13 protein-coding genes are annotated in these 20,424 nt (G+C 46.1%); 8 read left to right on the forward strand and 5 right to left on the reverse strand.

Annotated features, from left to right (window positions below):
• The first annotated feature begins 34 nt into the window (after window positions 1-34).
• From QUA24_RS00265 to QUA24_RS00275, 3 genes are all read left to right on the forward strand, one after another.
• The gene (locus tag QUA24_RS00265; RefSeq protein WP_333211956.1) at window positions 35-1,462 is read left to right on the forward strand and encodes an HlyD family efflux transporter periplasmic adaptor subunit; all 1,428 of its coding nucleotides are present in this window, start codon (window positions 35-37) and stop codon (window positions 1,460-1,462) included.
• A 64-nt stretch (window positions 1,463-1,526) separates the two neighbouring features.
• Window positions 1,527-2,711, forward strand: a complete 1,185-nt coding sequence (gene devC / locus QUA24_RS00270; protein ID WP_333226317.1) for an ABC transporter permease DevC — start codon at window positions 1,527-1,529, stop codon at window positions 2,709-2,711.
• 221 nt (window positions 2,712-2,932) lie between these two features.
• The gene (locus QUA24_RS00275) at window positions 2,933-3,649 is read left to right on the forward strand and encodes a DevA family ABC transporter ATP-binding protein (protein WP_333211960.1); all 717 of its coding nucleotides are present in this window, start codon (window positions 2,933-2,935) and stop codon (window positions 3,647-3,649) included.
• 116 nt (window positions 3,650-3,765) lie between these two features.
• On the opposite strand, the gene QUA24_RS00280 is transcribed toward QUA24_RS00275, so the two are convergent.
• The gene (locus QUA24_RS00280; RefSeq protein WP_333226319.1) at window positions 3,766-4,782 is read right to left on the reverse strand and encodes a glycoside hydrolase family 104 protein; all 1,017 of its coding nucleotides are present in this window, start codon (window positions 4,780-4,782) and stop codon (window positions 3,766-3,768) included.
• A 404-nt stretch (window positions 4,783-5,186) separates the two neighbouring features.
• A complete protein-coding gene (locus QUA24_RS00285; RefSeq protein ID WP_333211964.1) occupies window positions 5,187-6,095 on the reverse strand; it encodes a YihY/virulence factor BrkB family protein in 909 nt (302 codons plus the stop codon).
• A 111-nt stretch (window positions 6,096-6,206) separates the two neighbouring features.
• On the opposite strand from QUA24_RS00285, the gene QUA24_RS00290 reads away from it, so the two are divergent.
• From QUA24_RS00290 to QUA24_RS00305, 4 genes are all read left to right on the forward strand, one after another.
• Complete coding sequence (locus QUA24_RS00290) at window positions 6,207-7,292, forward strand: hypothetical protein (RefSeq protein WP_333211966.1); 1,086 nt, start codon at window positions 6,207-6,209, stop codon at window positions 7,290-7,292.
• 366 nt (window positions 7,293-7,658) lie between these two features.
• Entirely contained in the window at window positions 7,659-8,552 is an 894-nt protein-coding gene (locus QUA24_RS00295) for a CNNM domain-containing protein (protein WP_333226321.1), read from the forward strand.
• A gap of 118 nt (window positions 8,553-8,670) precedes the next feature.
• Window positions 8,671-8,868, forward strand: a complete 198-nt coding sequence (locus QUA24_RS00300) for a hypothetical protein (protein WP_333211969.1) — start codon at window positions 8,671-8,673, stop codon at window positions 8,866-8,868.
• Window positions 8,852-9,181, forward strand: a complete 330-nt coding sequence (locus QUA24_RS00305) for a type II toxin-antitoxin system PemK/MazF family toxin (protein WP_333211971.1) — start codon at window positions 8,852-8,854, stop codon at window positions 9,179-9,181. Before QUA24_RS00300 ends, QUA24_RS00305 begins: the two co-directional genes overlap by 17 nt.
• Window positions 9,182-9,268: 87 nt before the next feature.
• Here QUA24_RS00305 and QUA24_RS00310 read toward each other — a convergent pair whose 3' ends face one another.
• The 3 genes from QUA24_RS00310 to QUA24_RS00320 all read right to left on the reverse strand — a co-directional run bounded on the left by QUA24_RS00310 (window position 9,269) and on the right by QUA24_RS00320 (window position 17,986).
• Window positions 9,269-13,555, reverse strand: coding sequence for an O-linked N-acetylglucosamine transferase family protein (locus tag QUA24_RS00310; protein WP_333226324.1), 4,287 nt, complete (start codon window positions 13,553-13,555; stop codon window positions 9,269-9,271).
• Window positions 13,556-13,577: 22 nt separating this feature from the next.
• Window positions 13,578-14,906 carry a glycosyltransferase family 1 protein gene (locus QUA24_RS00315; protein ID WP_333226326.1) on the reverse strand — a complete coding sequence of 443 codons (1,329 nt, stop codon included), beginning with the start codon at window positions 14,904-14,906 and terminating at the stop codon, window positions 13,578-13,580.
• A gap of 128 nt (window positions 14,907-15,034) precedes the next feature.
• Window positions 15,035-17,986 (reverse strand): glycosyltransferase, encoded by a 2,952-nt coding sequence (locus tag QUA24_RS00320; protein WP_333226328.1) that lies wholly within the window; start codon window positions 17,984-17,986, stop codon window positions 15,035-15,037.
• Between the two features lie 538 nt (window positions 17,987-18,524).
• Between QUA24_RS00320 and ftsH3 the strand changes: the two genes are divergently transcribed.
• A complete protein-coding gene (gene ftsH3 / locus QUA24_RS00325; protein ID WP_006633639.1) occupies window positions 18,525-20,363 on the forward strand; it encodes an ATP-dependent zinc metalloprotease FtsH3 in 1,839 nt (612 codons plus the stop codon).
• The last annotated feature ends 61 nt before the right edge of the window (window positions 20,364-20,424 follow it).

The raw sequence follows: 20,424 nt of genomic DNA on the forward strand, positions 1-20,424 counted from the left end.
CGGTTTAGTTTTATTCTTCAAAAAGAGGTATGTCATGGTACACCAACCAACAGCAGACAGCTTATCCTCAAATCCATCCCTAGTTAAACAACTCCTAGTTGTGGCAGCAGTAGCAACCCTGGGGGCAGCAGGAACCACAGGCTATACGATCTGGCGATCGCGCATACCCGATCCGAACGCAGTAGCCGCAGCAGCAGCCGTCACAGCATCCCAATTAACAACAGTTACAGCCTTGGGGCGACTCGAACCCAGAGGAGAAGTAATTAAAGTCTCCGCCTCCGGTGCTGCGGAAGGAAACCGGATCGATCAACTGTTGGTAAAAGAGGGAGACAGGGTGAAAACAGGCCAGGCGATCGCAATTCTCGACAGTCGCGATCGCCTGCAAGCGGCCCTAGACCAAGCTCAAGAACAAGTGCGCGTCGCCGAGGCAAACCTAGCAAAAGTCAAAGCTGGAGCCAAAAACGGCGAAATCCAAGCCCAGAAAGCCACTATTGCCCGCATAAGAGCCGATCGCAGCAACGAAATCACAGCGCAACAGGCGATCGTTGCCCGTCTAGAAATCGATCGCAGCACCGAAATTGCAGCGCAACAAGCCACAATTGCCCGCATCAGGGCCGAACAACAAGGTGAAATTCAAACCCAACAAGCCACAATTGCCCGTCTACAAGCCGAACTCCGCAACGCCATCAGCGAGGATCAGCGTTACTCCCAACTCTATGAACAGGGAGCAATTTCCGCCTCAACTAGCGACAGCAAAAGCCTCGCCGCCGAAACCGCCCAACAGCAAATCAACGAAGGAAAGGCAAAACTGAATCAAATTCGCCAATCCCGCCAACAACAAATTAACGAAGCGCAAGCCAAACTTAACCAAATTCAGCAATCCCGCCAACAACAAATTAACGAAGCGCAAGCCAAACTCAGCCAAGTTGAGCAATCTCGACAACAGCAAATCGACGAAGCCAAAGCAAATCTCGATCGCATCGCCGAAGTACGCCCCGTTGACATAGCAGCAGCAGCCGCCGAAGTCAGTTCCGCCGCTTCTGCAGCCAAACAAGCCAAAGCCAATCTGGATCTAGCTTACATCCGTGCTCCCAGAGACGCCCAAGTCCTGAAAATTCATACGCATCCGGGGGAAAGGGTGGGAAACGACGGCATTGTCGAACTTGGACAAACTCGCGAGATGCTGGCTGTTGCGGAAATCTACGAAAGCGATGTGGACAAAGTACGCCTCGGACAAACCGCCAAAATTACTAGCGATGCTTTGACAGGCGAATTGCGGGGAACTGTCGAACATATTGGTTTGCAAGTGCAGCGACAAAACATTGTTAACACCGATCCTTCTGCGAATATTGATAGTCGAATTGTCGAAGTAAAAGTGCGCTTAGATCAAGCTTCCAGCCAGAAAGTAGCGGGATTCACCAATTTGCAAGTCAAAGTGGCGATCGGGGAAATTAAAGATTAAGAATTCTTAAACCGCAGGGTCACTTTCTTCAATCCAAAATCCAAAATCTAAAATCTAAAATCCTATGCTTGGACTCATAAAACCCTTACAACAATTAAGACGCAGAACTTCCCTCGGATGGCTGCAACTGAGTCACGACAAAGGCAGAATGGCCGTTGCAGTAGCAGGAATTGCCTTTGCTGACGTTTTGATGTTCATGCAGTTAGGCTTTCAAAATGCCCTTTACACCAGCAATACGCGGCTGCACCAAAGCTTGCAAACAGACTTAGTTTTGATTCACCCCCAAGCGAGAAATTTGATTAATTTGTCTTCCTTCCCCAGACGCAGATTGTATCAAGCAATGAACGTACCGGGGGTGAAATCAGCCGAGCCACTTTACGTGAAAATTGCTAACTGGAAAAATCCCGAAACTCGGCGCGAAACGTCGCTAATGGTGGTGGGTTTCAATCCGAATCGCCCTGCGTTTGCGCTTCCCGAAGTCAACCAAAATTTGAGCGTGATTAAATTGCCGGATACTGTGTTGTTCGATCGAGCTTCTAGGGGAGATTACCAAAAAACGATCGCCCAAATCGATCGAGGCAAAGCCGTTAAAGCTGAGGTCGAGCGACGCACGATTAACGTCAGCGGTTTATTCACAGTTGGAGCATCTTTTGCCGCCGATGGTATTTTGATGACTAGCGATCAAAATTACCTGCGCCTGTTTGCGAGACAAAATGCCGCGAGTGTTAATGCCGGATTAATTCAACTGCAACCGGGTGCTGACCCCGTGGAAGTTCAACAAGTTTTGAAAGCATATTTGCCGCCGGATGTCAAGGTATTAACCAAACAAGAATTTATCGATTTTGAGAAAAACTATTGGGCTAAGAATACTGCGATCGGCTTTGTGTTTAATTTAGGCGTCGCGATGGGTTTTGTAGTTGGTGTGATTATTGTTTATCAAGTTCTCTCAACCGATGTCAGCGACCACATGGGAGAATACGCTACTTTTAAAGCGATGGGCTACCGCAATGTTTATTTACTGGGCATCGTTTTTGAAGAAGCTCTAATTCTTTCCGTCCTCGGTTTTTTGCCAGGAGTAGGAGTTTCTTTCGGACTTTACTCTTTAACCCGCCAAGCCACAAATTTACCGCTTTATATGACGCTGCTTAGAGCATTTATAGTATTACTTTTGAACGTGATTATGTGCACTATTTCGGGAGCAATTGCTACTCGCAAGCTGCAAGCCGCCGATCCGGCAGATATGTTTTAAGGGAAAATGAATCAGTTTATAGGATTCGGCGGTTGAAACCGCTACTAGACAAACTAAGTCCCTCTCTAAGAGAATAAAGAATAAAGGGGGTATTAAAGCAAAATTTTGTATAAAGTCCTGAATACACCCATATTTTTTGTAATCATTCTCTTGTTTTCCCTCTGCATTATCGGCGGCAAAAGCGATTAAGTTTAAAACCTCAAACCTCAAACCAAAAAGTTATGAACTCTACTACTCTCTACCCGACAACCAACGCATTACAGATTCCTGCATCTATAATTTCCGCGCACCAACTCGACCACTACTTCGGTCAAGGTCAACTGCGAAAACAGGTACTTTTTGACATTAATCTCGATATTAATGCAGGTGAAATTGTGCTAATGACGGGGCCTTCCGGTTCGGGAAAAACAACGCTTTTAACTTTGATTGGCGGGCTGAGATCCGGTCAATCGGGAAGTCTCAAAATTCTCGGTCAAGAAATGTGCAAAGCGAGTGCAGACGAATTGGTAAAGGCGCGGCGCAAGATTGGTTATATTTTTCAGGCGCACAACTTGCACCGCAGTTTGACAGCGCTGCAAAACGTGCAAATGGGTTTGGAAGTTCACGGGAATTTGTCGCGTTCTCAAATGCGCGATCGCTCTGCAAAAATGCTAGAGTTAGTAGGATTGGAACAGCGGATTAACTATTATCCAGATGATTTGTCGGGAGGACAAAAACAAAGAGTTGCGATCGCCCGCGCTTTGGTCAGTCAACCGCAAATTGTTTTAGCTGACGAACCAACAGCCGCGCTGGACAGCAAATCCGGTCGCGAAGTGGTGAATTTGATGCAGCAACTTGCCAAAGAACAGGGTTGTACAATTTTGTTAGTAACCCACGATAACCGAATTTTGGATATTGCCGATCGCATCGTTCACATGGAAGATGGAAAATTAGCCTAATTTTTAAATTTCTGAAGAATAGACATCACCCATAACGGCCCCATTTTCAATTTTGGATGTCAAAATTTCATCCAAAATTCCCAAACTCTAATCTCCACTCGTCCTTGAACAGTTGACTAATTGCTAACAACTAATCCTTGTCGGTAAATCCCCAAATTTTGCAGGTACATTGCTTCGAGTTTGGGCATCGACGATTCCACGGAACCGCCATAACGCCGAAAAGAAGGCCAGATGTAAGCGAGTTTTCTTACTGCGGGCTCCAATCGACCCGCTTCTATATCTTCTAATGCACCTTTTTCTCGGATTAACTCTATAGCCATCAAATCTTGATTTTCTGGGCTGAAATCGCGGACGCCAAATTTTTTGGCAAATCTGTCCCAAGTGGTGCTGAGAAACTGATATCGCCCCGCTGCGTCGGAACAGAGTTTTTTACCATAGCGGCGGCCGCACCTCATTTCCCTGGGATGATCTTGAAAGCTGACAAATTTTGTACCGGTGTACTGGGTGCGGTAGCCGTCGGGGCTAGCGGTTCCTTCGGCGGCTGCGATGGTGTCCAGAAAGGCTTTGACTCGACGTTCGGGGCTGATGCTATCGAGTCTGCTATCCTGTCTGGGCTCTGGTGAATTCAGGGTTGCAGTTTTGGGCGATCGATCGCGATCGATGTTATCCTCTCGTTTGTCTGGTGAATCGAGCGCCGCAACTTCCTGCAGGCGTTTCGGGGCGGGCGAGCTTCCTGCCGAGACCGATTGTCCCCACAACAGCCTCGGCGTCATTCGACCTAAGAAAAAGCACAAACAGATTAAGAAACCCCAAGAGAGTTGAAAACGAAGGAGTTTGGAGTGATTCCGGCGCAGAATCGGCCACCGGTGAAGGGGGAGTGTTGCGGGCAAAATTTTCGTTTGCTGGCCGAAGGCGAACAGCGATTTCAGCGCTAGCAAGGTTTGCTGGTAGAAACGCGGTGGAAGTTTCCGAGATCTCATCGCTCCGGCGAAAGTCTCCACATCTGTCAGAGTAACTTGTGCCAGCGGTTTTGCGACAAAGACTCGAAAATGGTTGGCCGCCTGCCAGCTAAAGCGCCGGTTGCGGGGGGATTTGCGGTTTACCCACAGGCGAATTAGCTCCATGTCTGACATAGGGAGCAGGTGGCTTCCCAGATGTTTTGATGCGTACAAAAGTACCTCCTGATATCAGTTCAGGTTGAAATATCCCAGTTTGTGGACTTGAGATTGGTTTCACCGTTGAAATTGGGGACTGGCAAGGAAACAAATCTCTTTCGGGGCGATCGCAAACTTCAAATTTTTCGGTCATCACCGAAGGGCAGCGATAGGGATCAAGATAAACTGGTTTCAACCATATCCAGTGATACTACTAAGTGTTCGCCCGGTCAAGTTCACGGGCAGATTTGGCGATGGGTTGAGTCTAAAATTTAGTGATTCGACAGGCCTCGCCGTCCCAACTGACATAGGTTTCAAGGTACTGGCATCCGGCTGGCTCAAAAGCGAGCGATCGCATTTTTTTGTATCTAATATTAAGAATTCTACCGGTGTTTGGGCCCGGAGGATTCCTCAGCTTGAATGCTGAGCAAATTTTTGCGTTTTGCCAGCATCAGGGAACCGTAGCGGTTAGCCCAAACTTGAGTAAACTCAGCACCTAAGAAGAGAATCTGAGCCGAATAATTGATCCAAAGTAAGATAATCACGAACGAGCCAGCAGCACCGTAGGTAGAGGCAATACCGCTACCACCTAGGTAAACTCCAATTAATGATTTGCCGATCGTAAATAGCACTGAGGTGATGGCGGCGCCGATCCAAACATCATTCCAGGCAAGATTGACATCGGGCAAAAGTTTGTAAATTAAGGCAAAAAGCAGCGTAACTACGCCAAAGGAGAGAACAAAGTCCACAACCTGCCAAATGCCGACTGGTAAGTGCAGCAAGCCGTTCAACCAATAGCTAACGGCGGCTAAAATGGCACTAATTACTAAAGATACTAGCAGTAGAAAGCCTATGCCTAAAATCATTGCAAAAGACAATACGCGATCTTGCAGAAATCCCCAGATCCCGCGTCCGGGAGGCGGTGAAACATTCCAAATAGTATTGAGGGCTTCTTTGAGATTAGTAAACACATTGGAAGCCCCCCACAAAAGTGTAGCGATACCGACTAAAGTAGCAATCATTCCCGACTTTGGTTCGGAGGCTTTGAGGATTAGTTCTTGGACGGTTTCGGCGCCATCTTTCCCGATTAAGCTTTGGAGTTGGGCGACGATTTGACCTTGGGCTGCGTCTGCACCAAAGACTAAACCGGCGATCGCAATTACGATAATTAGCAGCGGGGCCAGGGAGAAGACTGTGTAATAGGCTAGGGCGGCGGCTAAGGTTGGGGCTTTATCTTCTTGCCATTCAGTAAAAGTTTCTTTGAGCAGCGATATGACTGTTTTTAATTTCACGGCATTTGGTTTCCTTATACTTGGAGTATAAGGAATTATACTAGGTTAAGAGTTTTTTAGCCTCAGCCACAAGATAGATTTATCGAGTAGCAAATTCAAAAGATTATTTTTATGTCAGATTCCCACACAACAGTTAACAACACCGAGGGAAAAATGTCCAAAAAAGCAATTTCTTGGGCCAAAATGAGCGCATTAGTAGCGGTGGTCAATTTTTTGCTGGTGCTTTTCCATTTCAGTTACCTTCAGTTGCGTCCTGTTTATCAGAGCTATTTTCCGGGTTTAGTTAAAATTTATGACCCGATTAAAGGCATTAATTCGAGTTTGCAAAATCCCGAATATTTGAAAAGCGCTGACCAGTTTTGGCGAATTGATACGTTTTTTATCGGTTTTTTTGGGGCGGAATTTTTGATTAAAAGTCTGTTCCACACCCGCCGTAAACCGGGGGTAACTTGGTTTAATTTTGTGCTGAGGCGCTGGTACGAAGTGTTTCTGGTGATCCCGATTTGGCAGGGGTGGCGGATTCTGCCGGTATTGGTGCGGCTGCACAAGTCGGGTTTGGTAAATCTCGATCGCGTAGTTACTCAAGTTACCTACGAACCGGTGGCTTATTTAGCCAATACGATGTCGGAATACATGATGGTGCGGTTTATCAATCAAGCTAAAAGTTCGATCAAACAGGGCGACGTGGCGCAGATGTTGCTGGCGCAGCAGCCGTACCTTCACGTCAATCAAGAAAATACGATCGAACAAATTACCAAGCGGATTTTGGATCTGACAATTTACAAAGTTTTGCCGCAGGTGCAACCGGATTTGGAAGATTTGCTGCACCACAATTTGGAAACAACAATCAAACAGTCGGATTTCTATCAAATCCTGCAAACTTTCTCTCCGATTAATATTTTGCCGACGGAGATGACGGAACAGTTAGCGAATTATTTGGCTCAAACTGCTGTTGATGTGGTAGCTACTACTTATGAAGACGATAAAGGTAGAAAAATTCTCGATAATTTCAGCCAAGAATTTAATCAAAGTTTGCGGCGGGAATTGCAAGATGAGAAAACTCTCGCGGAATTGCAGTCGCTGCTGTCGGATTTGTTAGAAGAAGTGAAGTTGAATTATATTCAAGGCGGGTTGAAGTCCGATCCGGTGCAGACTTTTACGGAAATTAACTCGATCCGGGAAATAAGGGAGAGTTGATACAGTAATGAGTTCCGGTGTTGTGAATTAGATTCTTTTTTTAGCTCACATCTTGCACCATTGTCAAGAACAGGCAAGATGCCTGTTCCACAAAAAAAATCATCTCTTGTGGAACAGGCATCTTGCCTATTCCTAAACAAGTAATTGAGAATCGTGCAATATCTCAGTTAAAACGAACCACGAAGACGCCAAGGGCGCAAAGGAAGAGAGGAAAAAGAGTTCACAAGTTCGACGGGTAAGGTGTGCCTCGGCGCACCTACGAATAAGGGTAGTGGGGATATCCGAAATGTCGGGGGATAAAGCTATCTGAATCCAAGCTAAAATAAAAGAATTAAGCTAAAACCTCTATCATATTAGATATCTATCTTGAACAACCTTACTTGCCTGGAAATAGAAGTCGCTCAAACAATGCTGAGATTAGCAATGTTGGTGGGCTTAACACTTTTAATTGCCTTTTTTGTGGCGTCAGAACTAGCATTAGTATCAGCCGATCGCCATCAAATCCGCCAACTTGCCCATTTGGAAGATCGCCCAACCGCCAAAACCGCCGAACTCGTCCACCAAGCTCAAAACAACATACCGCATTACCTGTCTGTGACTCAAACTGGCACAACAGCAGGGAGTTTGCTGTTGGGTTGGTTGGGTGAGGGAGCGACTGTACACTGGATCGAACCGTGGATAGACAAATTGCCGATCGGTCATTTGTCGGCCGTGCTGACTGCTCATTCGATCGCAGTTCCCGTAGCTTTTATCTTAGTAACTTACGTAGAAATAGTCTTAGGAGAACTAATCCCCAAAGTATTAGCAACCCACGCCCCAGAACGTACCGCTTTGCTGCTGATGCCGACCCTCGAACTCTGCTCAAAATTACTGTGGCCGCTGCTAGCAATTCTCAACGGTACCGTGCGACTGCTGACTGGTTGGATTACCAGTAAAGAGTCTCAACCGCTGTTGGTAACTTCCCAGGCAACTCTCGTCCAAAAAGATGCTCATTCGGCACTAATTTCTGGCGTATGGGAAGTGACAGCAGTTAACGAAAAACTCGGGTTAAACCTGCCGAGTAACCAAGCTTACCAAACAATCGCCGGATTCGTGATCCACAACTTAGGTAAAATGCCCAATCAAGGCGATCGGCTATTGTGGGGCGAGTTGGAAATAGAAGCAGCAAATGTAGTGGAAGGCAGTTTAGAAACAGTGCTGCTGCGTCAGGTAACTCGCCCTTTGTTTGAGACTCAGCAGCCAGAACTTGTGTTAAATTGATCCTAAATCAGGCTTAAATACTTCCTCGATCTATGTATGTGAGGTTGTAATTAGTCGCTCAGTGCGACAATGTACCAGAAATGTGCAAATTGCATAAAGCACAGTTTATGAGGTGGATATGCTGAAAACACTTTGGGCTACTGTTCGACAAGGGAAAATTGAACTGCTGGAGTTATCAGATTTACCCGAAGGGGCAAAAGTATTAGTAACACTCTTACCTGATGAAGAAGCTGAGTTTTGGCTTCAAGCGAGTCAAACATCACTAGATAGAGTTTGGGACAATACTGAGGATGATGTTTATGCCCAGCTCCTCTAAAAATGACATAATTTTAGTTAGATATCCCTTTTCAGACTTGTCTAGTTCTAAGGTAAGACCAGCAATTGTTGTGAGTGCACCGCACGTATCTCAAGACATTATGATTGTGCCATTGACAAGCAAAACTGCATCCTTACTTGAGGGTGAGTTCGTACTTGCTGAATGGTCAACAGCAGGGTTAAATGTGGCTACAGCAGTCAAGCGAGGTTTGTATACAGTGCAGGAAAGCTTGGTTGTAACGACAATTGGCAAATTAGCGGATTCTGATGCTGAGCGACTTGAGCAATCTCTTCGAGGTTGGTTAGGATTGTAGTGCAGCAGCGACAGTTTGTCAACGAGTTTCGCAGGTGCTTAAGATTTAAATTGTACTCCATGCACCTGCAATCTGCTGTAGAGCCGTTTACTTAACAGCAAGCTCGATGGCACCCCCAACAAACTGCTCGTAATCCTCCAACAACCACGGAGGCAAACAAGTATTCGCATCCTGAACCCGCAACTGTCCAGGGCGACAATACAGCATCGCCGCCAACAAATTATTCACAGCTTTAGGCGTTCCAAACCCTTTACTCAACTCAACAACCAACAAGTTAAAAAACTCGCGGTCGCTCTCATTCAGCGGCTCCTTAATAAACCCGCTGCCCAGAATTGCTTTGTAACCCTTACCCAAATCGCTCCGGTACAAAACTTCTACTTGTTCGCCGGAAACGCTCAGCCACAAATCGGCAATTTGCTTGCGAATATGCCGCAAATCTGCTATTGCCAATTCATCCGTCGGGTCAATTTCATAGAGATTGACGGCAGCAGTTAATTCATTGAGAAACTGCGGCATATAATCTTGTTGGATCACTGTTTGTTCTGTGGTCGCCAATGCGCTTTCAAACACCTTTTCGTAATCTTCAAGCAACCACTGGGGCAAGCGGGTGCGAGCATCGGGAACCCGCATTTTACCCGGTACAAAATACAGCATTGCCCCCAGCAGAGCATTGATAGCTTGAGGCTGCACCAACCCTTTGCTAATTTCAGTCAATTTGTGCAAAAACTGCTGTTCGACTTCAGTCATCGATTCCGCTTGCAAGCCGCAGCTAAGAATTGCTTGATATCCCTTGCGAACTTGTCCTCGGTAAAAATTTTCTAGTTTCTCCGAAGGAACAGTCAGCCAAAAATCAGCCATTTGTTTCCTGATTTGGCGGAGTTCCAAAAGTACCGATTCGTCTGACGGATCAATGCGGTAAAGATTGACGCATCCTAACAGTTGATTCACAAATTGCGGGGCTTGAATGTATTGAGCGAGCAAGTCAGAAGTTGAATCAGACTTGACGGCGGCTTCCGTTTCAAAAACTTGTTCGTAATCCCCAATTAACCAGTGCGGTAAACGGTTGCGAGCGGCGGGAATTCGCATAGTTTCCGGCGGGAAATACAGCATCGCCGCGAGTAAGGCGTTGACAGCTTTGGGATGCACTAATCCTTTGCTAATCTGGGTTAATTGCTGCAAAAATATTTGTTCGCTTTCGATCATCGGTTGACGTTGGAAATCGCTTTTTAGCAGAATTTTATAGCTGTTACCTGAAGCACTTTTGTAAGCGGTTTCGAGGTTTTCAGTGGGAAGGTTCAGCCAAAAATCAGCGATTTGTTTGCGGATTTGACGCAGTTCGGATATTGCTGAGATGTTTGAGGAGTTTCGTTGGTAAAGCTTGAGGGCATTCGAGAGAATCTCGTCCAAATCAGGCTGCTTGGGAATGCTATCCTGTAAGTTTCGCGATGCTTCCAGGTGGCTGGTTTGCCATTGGCAAAACAGTTCTTGGAATAATTTGCCGATCGCCCCAGAGTATGCAACACTATCAAAACAAGCCGGATTAGCTTGCATTTTTTGCTGAATTTCCTGCCGTTTTTGCTGCCGCAATTGCGGGTTAGTGCCGAGGGTAACGGCTAGCTGAATGTAAGATGCTTCGTCATACGCAATTAAATCAGACATTTGCAGTTCCCGCAGCATCGCCGAACCTTGGCGGAACCGCAAAGCATTTCCTTCCACAACCACCACCGGCAATCCTACTTGCAAAGGATCAATTAACGATGTTGCCCCAGCATAAGGATAGGAATCGAGATAAATATCTGCTAGCTGCAAAAATTCTTTCACATCCGCGCGACTAGGCAGTTGTTTTACGAACCGTAAGCGGTTGTTATTGACCCCGTATTTAGCGCAAACAGCGTTCAGATTGTTGACAAAAGGTGTCGCTGGATAAGTCCGAGTCCAAGCCGGTCCGAAGGGATATAAAATCAAGATTGAATCGGGTACAGCAGCTAGAATTTTTACCCAACTCTCTCTCAACTCCGGCAGAATTTTGTAGAAGTTGGCGCCGGAGATAAAAACGGTTGTATTGTCTGAAATCCCCAGACTTTGGCGGGTAGGTTTAACTGTAGCTACTTCCGATTCTGTTGCGTATGTGAAACAAAAACCGCTGCCTTGAAGAACAGCCAACTGTTCGCGATATTGTTCTTGATAACTAGCATCCGGCGCAGTAAATTGACCTGCGATGTAGTAATCCATGTGCCGGATTCCGGTGGTTGTGGGGGAACAGAAAGATGTAGTTTGTACCCGCGCTAAACGGTGCATTGCTAGTGAAGTCAGCGGTTTGTTAATAGCTGTTAAATTCGTACCGAAAAACAGGATATCTAAGTCGTCGGCGCGGATTGTTTGGACTTGCGATGCAAAGTCTTTCGGAAGTGCAACCAGTTTGTCGGCGCGACTTTGACAGTATTGTTCTAATTGGTGGCCGCTGGTGTTGAGCGCGTACAGGTATATCTCGAACTCGTTGCGGTTTAAATGCTCGAAAACCGGGATGGTAGCGAAGGTTTCGGTTTGCGGCGCGAAATGGTCGTTGATGATGCCCACACGGATTTTTGTCCGATTTGGCGATCGCGCCGGGAAGATACAATCAATTGAACTGCCGCGATTTTTGAGCGAAAACTCAATAATTTCCGCCCGTTTGGTGTAAATATCGCGTAGGTTTGCCGTGGTAAAATAAAGCGGGATAAAGTTCGCAACTTGCGCGAATAACAAAGCAATATTTTGCCACAGTGGCGAATCTGGATTGTTGAAGAAATTAGTATGTAAGTAATCAATCCAGCCTTGGATGAATTGATAGTAAGTGTCTGCTTCTCCTCGGGTTTGAAATACGTTCGGACAAGTAAACATGAATTTGAGATATTCGTTGGCGAACCAATTAGGCACTGTAGCGCGATCGTACTTGAGCGGCATTTGGTCTGCCCGTCGGTACAGCATGGCTGCGAGCAGGTAATTAATCGCTTTTGGCTCGTTAAATCCTTTCGCGACATTTGCGACTAATTCGCTCACAAAACTCTCTTCTGTGTCCGTTAGCGGTTCATATCTAATGTCGCTGGCCAGCAGCGCTTGGTGCTGTTTGCCTGCTTCGCCTGCAAAGGCACTTGCAACTTGTTCGGCTGGTAAGCTAAGCCAAATAGCAGCAATTTGTTTTCTAGCTTGGCGGACATTTTCTAGTGCAGATAAATCAGCGGAATTTTTCTGGTATTGCTCGATAATGCTTGACAATAAGATTGGAGCTTCCGGCGATTTTGCCGCGATTTGCTGTTGGCTGCCACAGGCTTGCATCAACGCTGAACTAACTGTTGTTGCCATTTTTGACCAAGAAAATTTGCGGGATTGTCCAAGTCCGGCAGCAATTAACGAGTTGCAAATATCCGGTTTCTGCACGTCAAGCAGGGCATTTCCCAGCGCATTAACATCATTTTCACCTACATACAATGCTGCTTCGCCTGCTACTTCTGGAATCGAGCTGTTGGGAGAAGTGACGACGGGACAACCGCAAGTCATTGCTTCCAATATTGGCAGTCCGAAACCTTCATACTTTGAGGGAAATATCAGAGCGATCGCACCCGAATAAGCCGCTCTTAATTCAGCGTCGCCCAAATACAGCAGGTGGACGTTTACACCAGCAGTGTACGGTTGTAATTTAGGTTCTAGCGAAGGTTGACCGCTAGTACAAACAACATCAAATCCCGACTTGCTGCTGAGTCTCGATAAAGCTTGAAAAAAAGCAATCGTATTTTTATAACCGTTGAATCCCAATCTTTCTCCCACTATTAAAAAGTAGGGTTTTCCAATTCGGTGTGCAGTTTTAAATGCTTCTATTTCTGGTAGACTAGAAGGATAAAAATGTTTTTGAATGCCGCAGTGAGCGACAGTAATTGATGCGGGAGATATTTGGGGAAAAAACTTTACTAAGTCGCGGGCCGTGCTTTGGGAAATGGCGATGTAGGAAGATGCTTGGCGGATAGCATGATGTTTTTCTCGCCACATGGGATTATTCAGGTCGCCTCCCGTAACTTCGGGTATCATATCGTAGGCGACAAATGCCGATCGCGTCGAAATCGGTGTTGTATAGTAGGTAGAAACAAATAAATCTGCATTTTCTCGATCGCACATTTGCTGCAACATTTGTTTGTCAGCATCGGTTTTGTTGTAATCGTAAACCGGAATCGAGCGATATTGAATGCCGGCAATCTTCGGTACAGTGCCTGCGCGATCCAGCATTACTATATGCTCAGCAAAACCGCTTTTTACCCATTCTTCCATCAAAGACTGCCAAACGCGAGCAATCCCACTTTTTTGCTGGCTTTGAAAAAATATGCCGTCAATAACTATTTTCATGATTGGTGAGTTTCCTGTAAAATTACGATAAAGCAGTTTGATAAGCAGCGATAGTTTCGTCAGTACACCTTTGCCAGCTAAAAAGTTTAGCTTGTGCCAAAGATTTGGAAGACATACTTTCTCGCAGCGATGATTTGTTGTAGATTTCCAGCATACTATGACAAAGCGCGTCGGTATCTTTTGGATCTACCATAATTCCCGCTTCCCCAACTACTTCTGGAAGCGAAGATGTATTTGAGGTAATCACCGGTACTCCGCACTGCATCGCTTCCAAAGGCGGCAAACCAAAACCTTCGTAAAAAGAAGGATATACAAAAGCTAAAGCACCGCTGTAAAGAGCTGCCAAATCTGATTCTGGCACGTATCCAGTAAAAATTATCCGCTCTTTCAATAAACCCTGCTTGGAAACTTCTGCCATAATTTTGTCATATTTCCACCCCGGAGTCCCCACTAACACCAGATACAAATCTTTGATTTTTTGTTCCTGAATCAGTTGAGCAAAACAGCGGATAGCGTGGTCTATATTTTTCCGAGGTTCTAGCGTACCCAAACTCAAAATGTAACCCGTATCAGGAATCCCGTATTTGCTGCGAATCGAGGCAATCTTTGCAGCATCGCGACAAGGATAAAATATACTCGGTTCCGCAGCTAAGTGAGTGACAATAACTCTCGATTCGTCAATTTTTAGATAGTTGCAAAGATCATTCTTAGTACAATGCGATATGCAAATCACCCAATCTTTTTGAGAGATGCTTGCTAAGGTTTTTTTGTAAAGTAAAGGGATTTGCTCGCTCAGCAGAAACTGCGGGTACAAAACAGGAATCAAGTCATAGATAGTCAAAAAAATCTGAGCTTTACTTGTTTGCTTTGCCCAAACAGGGATTTCATCGTAGGGCGAGTGAAAAATATCTGCTGACTCTAAATGATTAGCATCTACCAGAACACAGGAACCACCCATGATTTGAACGGCATTTTGTAAATTGTTCTTCAAATGGTCAAAAACAGCTTTTTCCGCGACAGCATTGCCGGCCTCATTTGCTTGGATTTGAAGACCCAGCATATTGTAAACATCGAGTAGCTGCCTGTAAAAAACCCTGGCAAAGCTCGAATGCAGCAGGGGAATACCCGCTAATTTTGGATTCGTTTCCAGATAATCGAAACTCGCATCCAACAAATGCAAATACTGACTGACACAAAATAACAAATCGCATTCTTTCGAGTTTGCTAAATTCTCAGCAATACTTTCAACAACTCTAAAAATGCCGGTTCTAGCGCGCTGGTGCATGTGTCCCTGTCCGAGGACAGAGATATCGTAAATAACTTTAATTTGATTCTCCCGTGCAATTGACATACTCGGTTAACTCGCTTCGTACACTTACAGGACTTACGCACTCAATGGCGGTGTTGAAAAGGGTTGAGATTCTTCGCCACACTTGCGAATGACAGACTGGAATTACGCAGTCAACCTGCTGGGATTTATCAACCAGACAAAGCTGTTTTGTAAGCAGCAATTGTCTCCTGAGTGCACCTTTCCCAGCTAAACTTTCTCGCTTGTGCTAGCGACTTTAAAGACATTTCTTGCCGCAAAGCAGGTGTACGGTACAGTGTTAGGATGCTGTGGCAAAGTCCGTCAGCATCTGTCGGATCAAGCATAACTCCCGCATCGCCGACTACTTCGGGAAACGATGAATTATTCGAGGTGATCACAGGAATCCCGCACTGCATTGCTTCTAAAGGCGGCAAACCGAAACCTTCATACAGCGACGGGTAAACAAAAACCATCGCACCGCTGTAGATGGCGGCTAAATCTTCATCAGCTACATAGCCAGTTATAATGATACGGTCTTTTGAGAGACCGAAGTTAGCAATTTCTTGAAAGATTTTTTCGTACTCCCAACCTTTGGCACCGACTAAAACTAAGTTGAGGTCTTTGATACCTTGTTGCTGCACGCCTTTTGCGAAGCAGCGGATGACGTGTTCGAGGTTTTTCCGAGGTTCTAAAGTGCTGACACCCAAGATATACGGTGCGTCGGGAATGCCGTATTTGTACTTGACAGATGCCATATTTTCCGCATCATTGCAGCGGTAAAATAAAGCGGTATTTGCCGCGAGATGAGTTACCAAAACTCTTTCCGGGTTGAGTTTGACGTGATTTAGCAAATCGTTTTTGGTGGCTTGAGATATGCAGAGAATGTAATCCTCGGCCGTTAAGCTGTTTAAAGATGCCTGCATTCTCTGATAATCGTCATCATTTTTACCGATAAATAACTGCGACAATAGGATGGGAATCAAATCGTAAACAGTGGCAATTTTTTTGACTTTTTTGCACTCGCGTGCTTGGTTGGGAATCTGATAGAATGTCGCGTGGAAAATATCCGCTTCGCTCAAACTCTCCTGGTCGATTAAATGGCTGCGCTGCTTTGAAATGCCGATCGAATTTGAGAGGTATTTTTTTAAGTTGTCTGTTAAAAGTTTCGATTGGGGTTCTTGGCTGTGTTCCGGGAAGATTTTTTCCCGGTTTTCTAACATCTTGTAAAGCTCCATTAATTTGCTTTCAAAGTTTTTGAAAAAGCTGGAGTGAGCCAAAGGTATCCCGCGAAAACTGGGCTGAGTCTGCAAGTAATCCAGGCAAGACTTCACGGCGTACCAAGAATTAGTCGCGCAAAAAGATAAATCCAACTCTTTCGAGGCAATTAAACCCGATGCGATATTCTCGATGACTCTGGCAACACCGGTTCGAGAACGCGAATCGTAGTGTCCGTATCCCAGTACGGATATGTCATAAAAAATCTTGATCAACTCCTGCTGTTTTTCGCTATACGCATAGACTGGCGGGTAAGATTCGGCAGATATTTCCTGGGGTTTGTGGATTATTAAAAGCAAGGAAGTTGCAATGTAACCGCCCAATTCTATTTTCAGGTGCGGTGCCCATTGATTGCTAAGATCTTTCATCGGCGTCAAATCGTATTTGCTGTCGCCCATCCAGTAATCTGGAGGTTCTACGCGATATCCCTCGGCTGTTAGTTCGCTGATTAAACGCTGAATGTCTCTGTGTCTGAAGAATACTAAATTGTCTGTGTTTAAGGTTCCTTCATTTGATGAACAGTTGAACTCTGTTGTATGAATTGCCATACCGCCGGGCTTTAAGCATTTCAGAGATTCTTTGGCAAATCTGAGTCCGTGTTCGATCGATCCTATATGCTCAAAGGCACAGGAAGACCAAATGAAATCAAACTCACCTTGCTTTAAGTCTTCGGGGATATTGTTCATGTCAACTTCGCGGAAGCTGACAAGTTTGTCAAAGGTTTCTGGCGGGCAGATTTGCTTTTCGTTAAGTGCTTGTTTGCCGCGACAAAGTTGATCTGTTGTGGCCCAGTGTTCCTTGGCTTCCGGAATGTCGTAATTTTGGTCTGTGGCGACAATTTCGCACCCTAAAGAAGCGAATGCTGACGGTAGCGGTTCGTTACCAACCGCAAAACCCATGCCTTTTTTTCCGGCTTTGAGAAATCCTCTTTCATTCAAAGCTTGAGACATGACAACCCACTCCCAATTTTTGCGGTGAATAGTTTTGGAGGCTTGGAGTTTGTCTATCCAATGCTCATAGTAATCTGTCTGAAAGTCTCTGTTGACGCACAGTTTGCTTGTTACTCTACTAAATACTAGCGGCTGTTTGTCGGCGGTTGGGGGTTGAGTCAATGCCGATCGAGTTGCGGGAATTTTGGTAATATCTAGGACGGCGATCGCATTGGCAAAAGGAAAAGGTGCATTGTATTGTGCGCTAACAAGTTCTTCGGGATTTGCTTGTTCCCAAACTGAAGGCTGCGGCTGGGATGGGTCAACTTTAACTAATTTTAAATAACTGGCACTGACCGCATTTTTAGGAATATTGTATCGCTCAAATAAGAGATTTAAGTAATCTTGACTGAATTGGATATACCACCCTCTTTCGAGGAATTTACCGAAGGGTACTGTAATCAGCGCTCTACCGTGATCTGACAGCAAACCGTAGATTTTGGCGATCGCCTTTAAAGGCCCTTGCCAATCATATTTTTCCTGCTCTTCACCGTAAGCTTCACTTGGGTCAGATCCTTGTCCTATGTGTTCTACTGTAGAGATGCAAATTATACCGCTATACTTCTCTTCTGGATCGGCATCCATTAAATCAATTTTGTCTACTCCCACAGCAGTTTCGTATTTGTCGATAATTCTTCTAGCTTGAATTTCGGCAATATCTGTCGGGATCAGTTCGGGGTAATATTGCAGCACGTTACCCACTTCCAGCAGTCTGCTTTTATCCTTCAATCCGGCAATAAAGTTGTAGGCTATTGGTATTTCTACCGCTCTCTCCGAGGCGGGATAGTTGTTGTGCTTGAGCCGGTTGTAGGCGAGCCGTTGACCGTTGAAAATGAAAGTATCTTGCGAATCTGACATTTTGAGTTTTCCTTGGGCTATTGGCGATCGGTGAATTGCGAGCGGTGCATTTTAATTTATACGTCACATTGTCGGTCAAAACAGAAATTGCGTTTCAATCTCGCGTGGTGCAAAAAGCGTGCAACTGCGAACACGTTAATTTATCAGTCGATAGAGGGACAATCTATTGACAAATTGTGTCTTATAGTGTACTAGGAAATGCAACGATTAAGACAGCACCCGCATCTCCTGACCGAAAGCATCCACGATACAAGCCCCCGGATTCATCCCTCCAGAAATAAAAAACCTGTATCCGATGAAACTTACCCCCCGGATTGATCCGTAGGGTCAATGCTTCAATTCTAAAATCTAAAATCTAAAATCTAAAATCGATTGACGACGCCCAAGGCAGTTCGGTTTCCACGACCTCACCTGAGACCGCCACAGCATGGCCGGGATTCCTCACCACACAAAAACAAGTTACAATTACGTTAAGATTGATGAACATAAATAAAAATTCCCAAATCACAGGGACTAAAAATTAGGAGGATCGACCTCGGTGAATAAACGGTGGAGAAACGCTGGCCTGTACGCACTGCTGGCTATTGTAGTCATTGCCTTAGCAACGGCTTTTTTTGACAAACAGCCCCCAAGCCGCGAAGTTTGGAAGTACAGTCAATTCATTCAGGAAGTCGAAGGCAAGAGAGTAGACAAAATAAATATCAGTTCCGATCGCAGCAAAGCCCTGGTCACAGCCCAGGACGGCAACAAGGTACTCGTTAACCTGCCCAACGACCCCGAACTGATCAACATCCTGACCAAAAATAACGTAGATATTTCAGTTCTGCCCCAAAGCGACGAAGGCTTCTGGGTAAAAGCCCTCAGCAGCCTGTTCTTCCCGATCTTGCTTTTGGTGGGACTGTTTTTCCTGGTGCGGCGCGCGCAAAACGGGCCCGGCAACCAAGCCATGAACTTCGGCAAATCCAAAGCTAGAGTCCAAATGGAGCCACAAACTCAGGTGACTTTCGGCGACGTGGCCGGCATCGAACAAGCCAAGCTAGAGCTCGCAGAAGTCGTGGACTTCCTGAAAAATGCCGATCGCTTCACCGCAGTCGGAGCAAAAATCCCCAAAGGCGTACTGCTGGTCGGCCCTCCCGGAACTGGCAAAACCCTGCTGGCAAAAGCAGTGGCTGGAGAAGCAGGCGTTCCCTTCTTCTCGATTTCCGGTTCAGAATTCGTGGAAATGTTCGTGGGTGTCGGTGCTTCCCGCGTCCGCGACTTGTTTGAACAAGCTAAATCTAACGCTCCTTGTATCGTATTTATCGATGAAATTGACGCCGTAGGTCGCCAGCGGGGCGCTGGTTTGGGCGGTGGTAACGACGAACGGGAACAAACCCTGAACCAGTTGCTGACCGAAATGGACGGCTTTGAGGGCAATACTGGCATCATTCTGATTGCTGCCACAAACCGCCCCGATGTACTCGATGCGGCGCTGCTGCGTCCGGGTCGCTTCGATCGCCAAGTTGTAGTCGATCGCCCCGACTTCGGAGGCCGCCTAGAAATTCTCAACGTTCACGCCCGCGGCAAAACTTTGTCGAAAGACGTGGACTTGGAAAAAATCGCCCGCCGGACACCCGGTTTCACCGGTGCGGATTTGTCCAACCTACTCAACGAAGCAGCAATTTTAGCCGCCCGTCGCAACTTGACCGAAGTCTCGATGGATGAAGTCAACGATGCGATCGACCGCGTGCTCGCTGGCCCGGAAAAGAAAGACCGCGTGATGAGCGAAAAGCGCAAAACTTTGGTAGCTTACCACGAAGCCGGTCACGCTTTAGTCGGCGCGTTGATGCCCGATTATGACCCAGTGCAGAAAATTAGCATTATCCCCCGCGGCCGCGCTGGCGGTTTGACTTGGTTCACACCAAGCGAAGATCGGATGGATTCTGGCTTGTATTCTCGCTCTTACTTGCAAAATCAAATGGCGGTAGCTTTGGGCGGCCGCATTGCTGAAGAAATTGTCTTCGGCGAGGAAGAAGTAACAACCGGTGCGTCGAACGACTTGCAGCAAGTGGCAAGAGTAGCGCGGCAAATGGTGACTCGCTTCGGAATGAGCGATCGGCTAGGCCCTGTAGCTCTCGGTCGCCAACAAGGCAATATGTTCATGGGTCGCGATATCATGGCCGAACGCGATTTCTCGGAAGAAACCGCAGCGACGATCGACGATGAAGTGCGTTTGTTGGTAGAACAAGCTTACCGTCGCGCTAAAGATGTACTCGTCGGCAACCGCCACGTCCTTAATGCTTTGGCAGATATGCTAGTGGAAAAGGAAACTGTGGATGCGGATGAATTGCAAAATTTGTTAGCTAATAGCGATGTGAAAATGGCGACGATCGCCTAATCAATTTTGGATTTTGGATTTTGAATTTTGGATTTTCGAGAAAATCTAAAGTTTGAAATCA

The sequence above is a fragment of the Microcoleus sp. Pol12B5 genome, assembly GCF_036701335.1.
Classification (GTDB): domain Bacteria; phylum Cyanobacteriota; class Cyanobacteriia; order Cyanobacteriales; family Microcoleaceae; genus Microcoleus.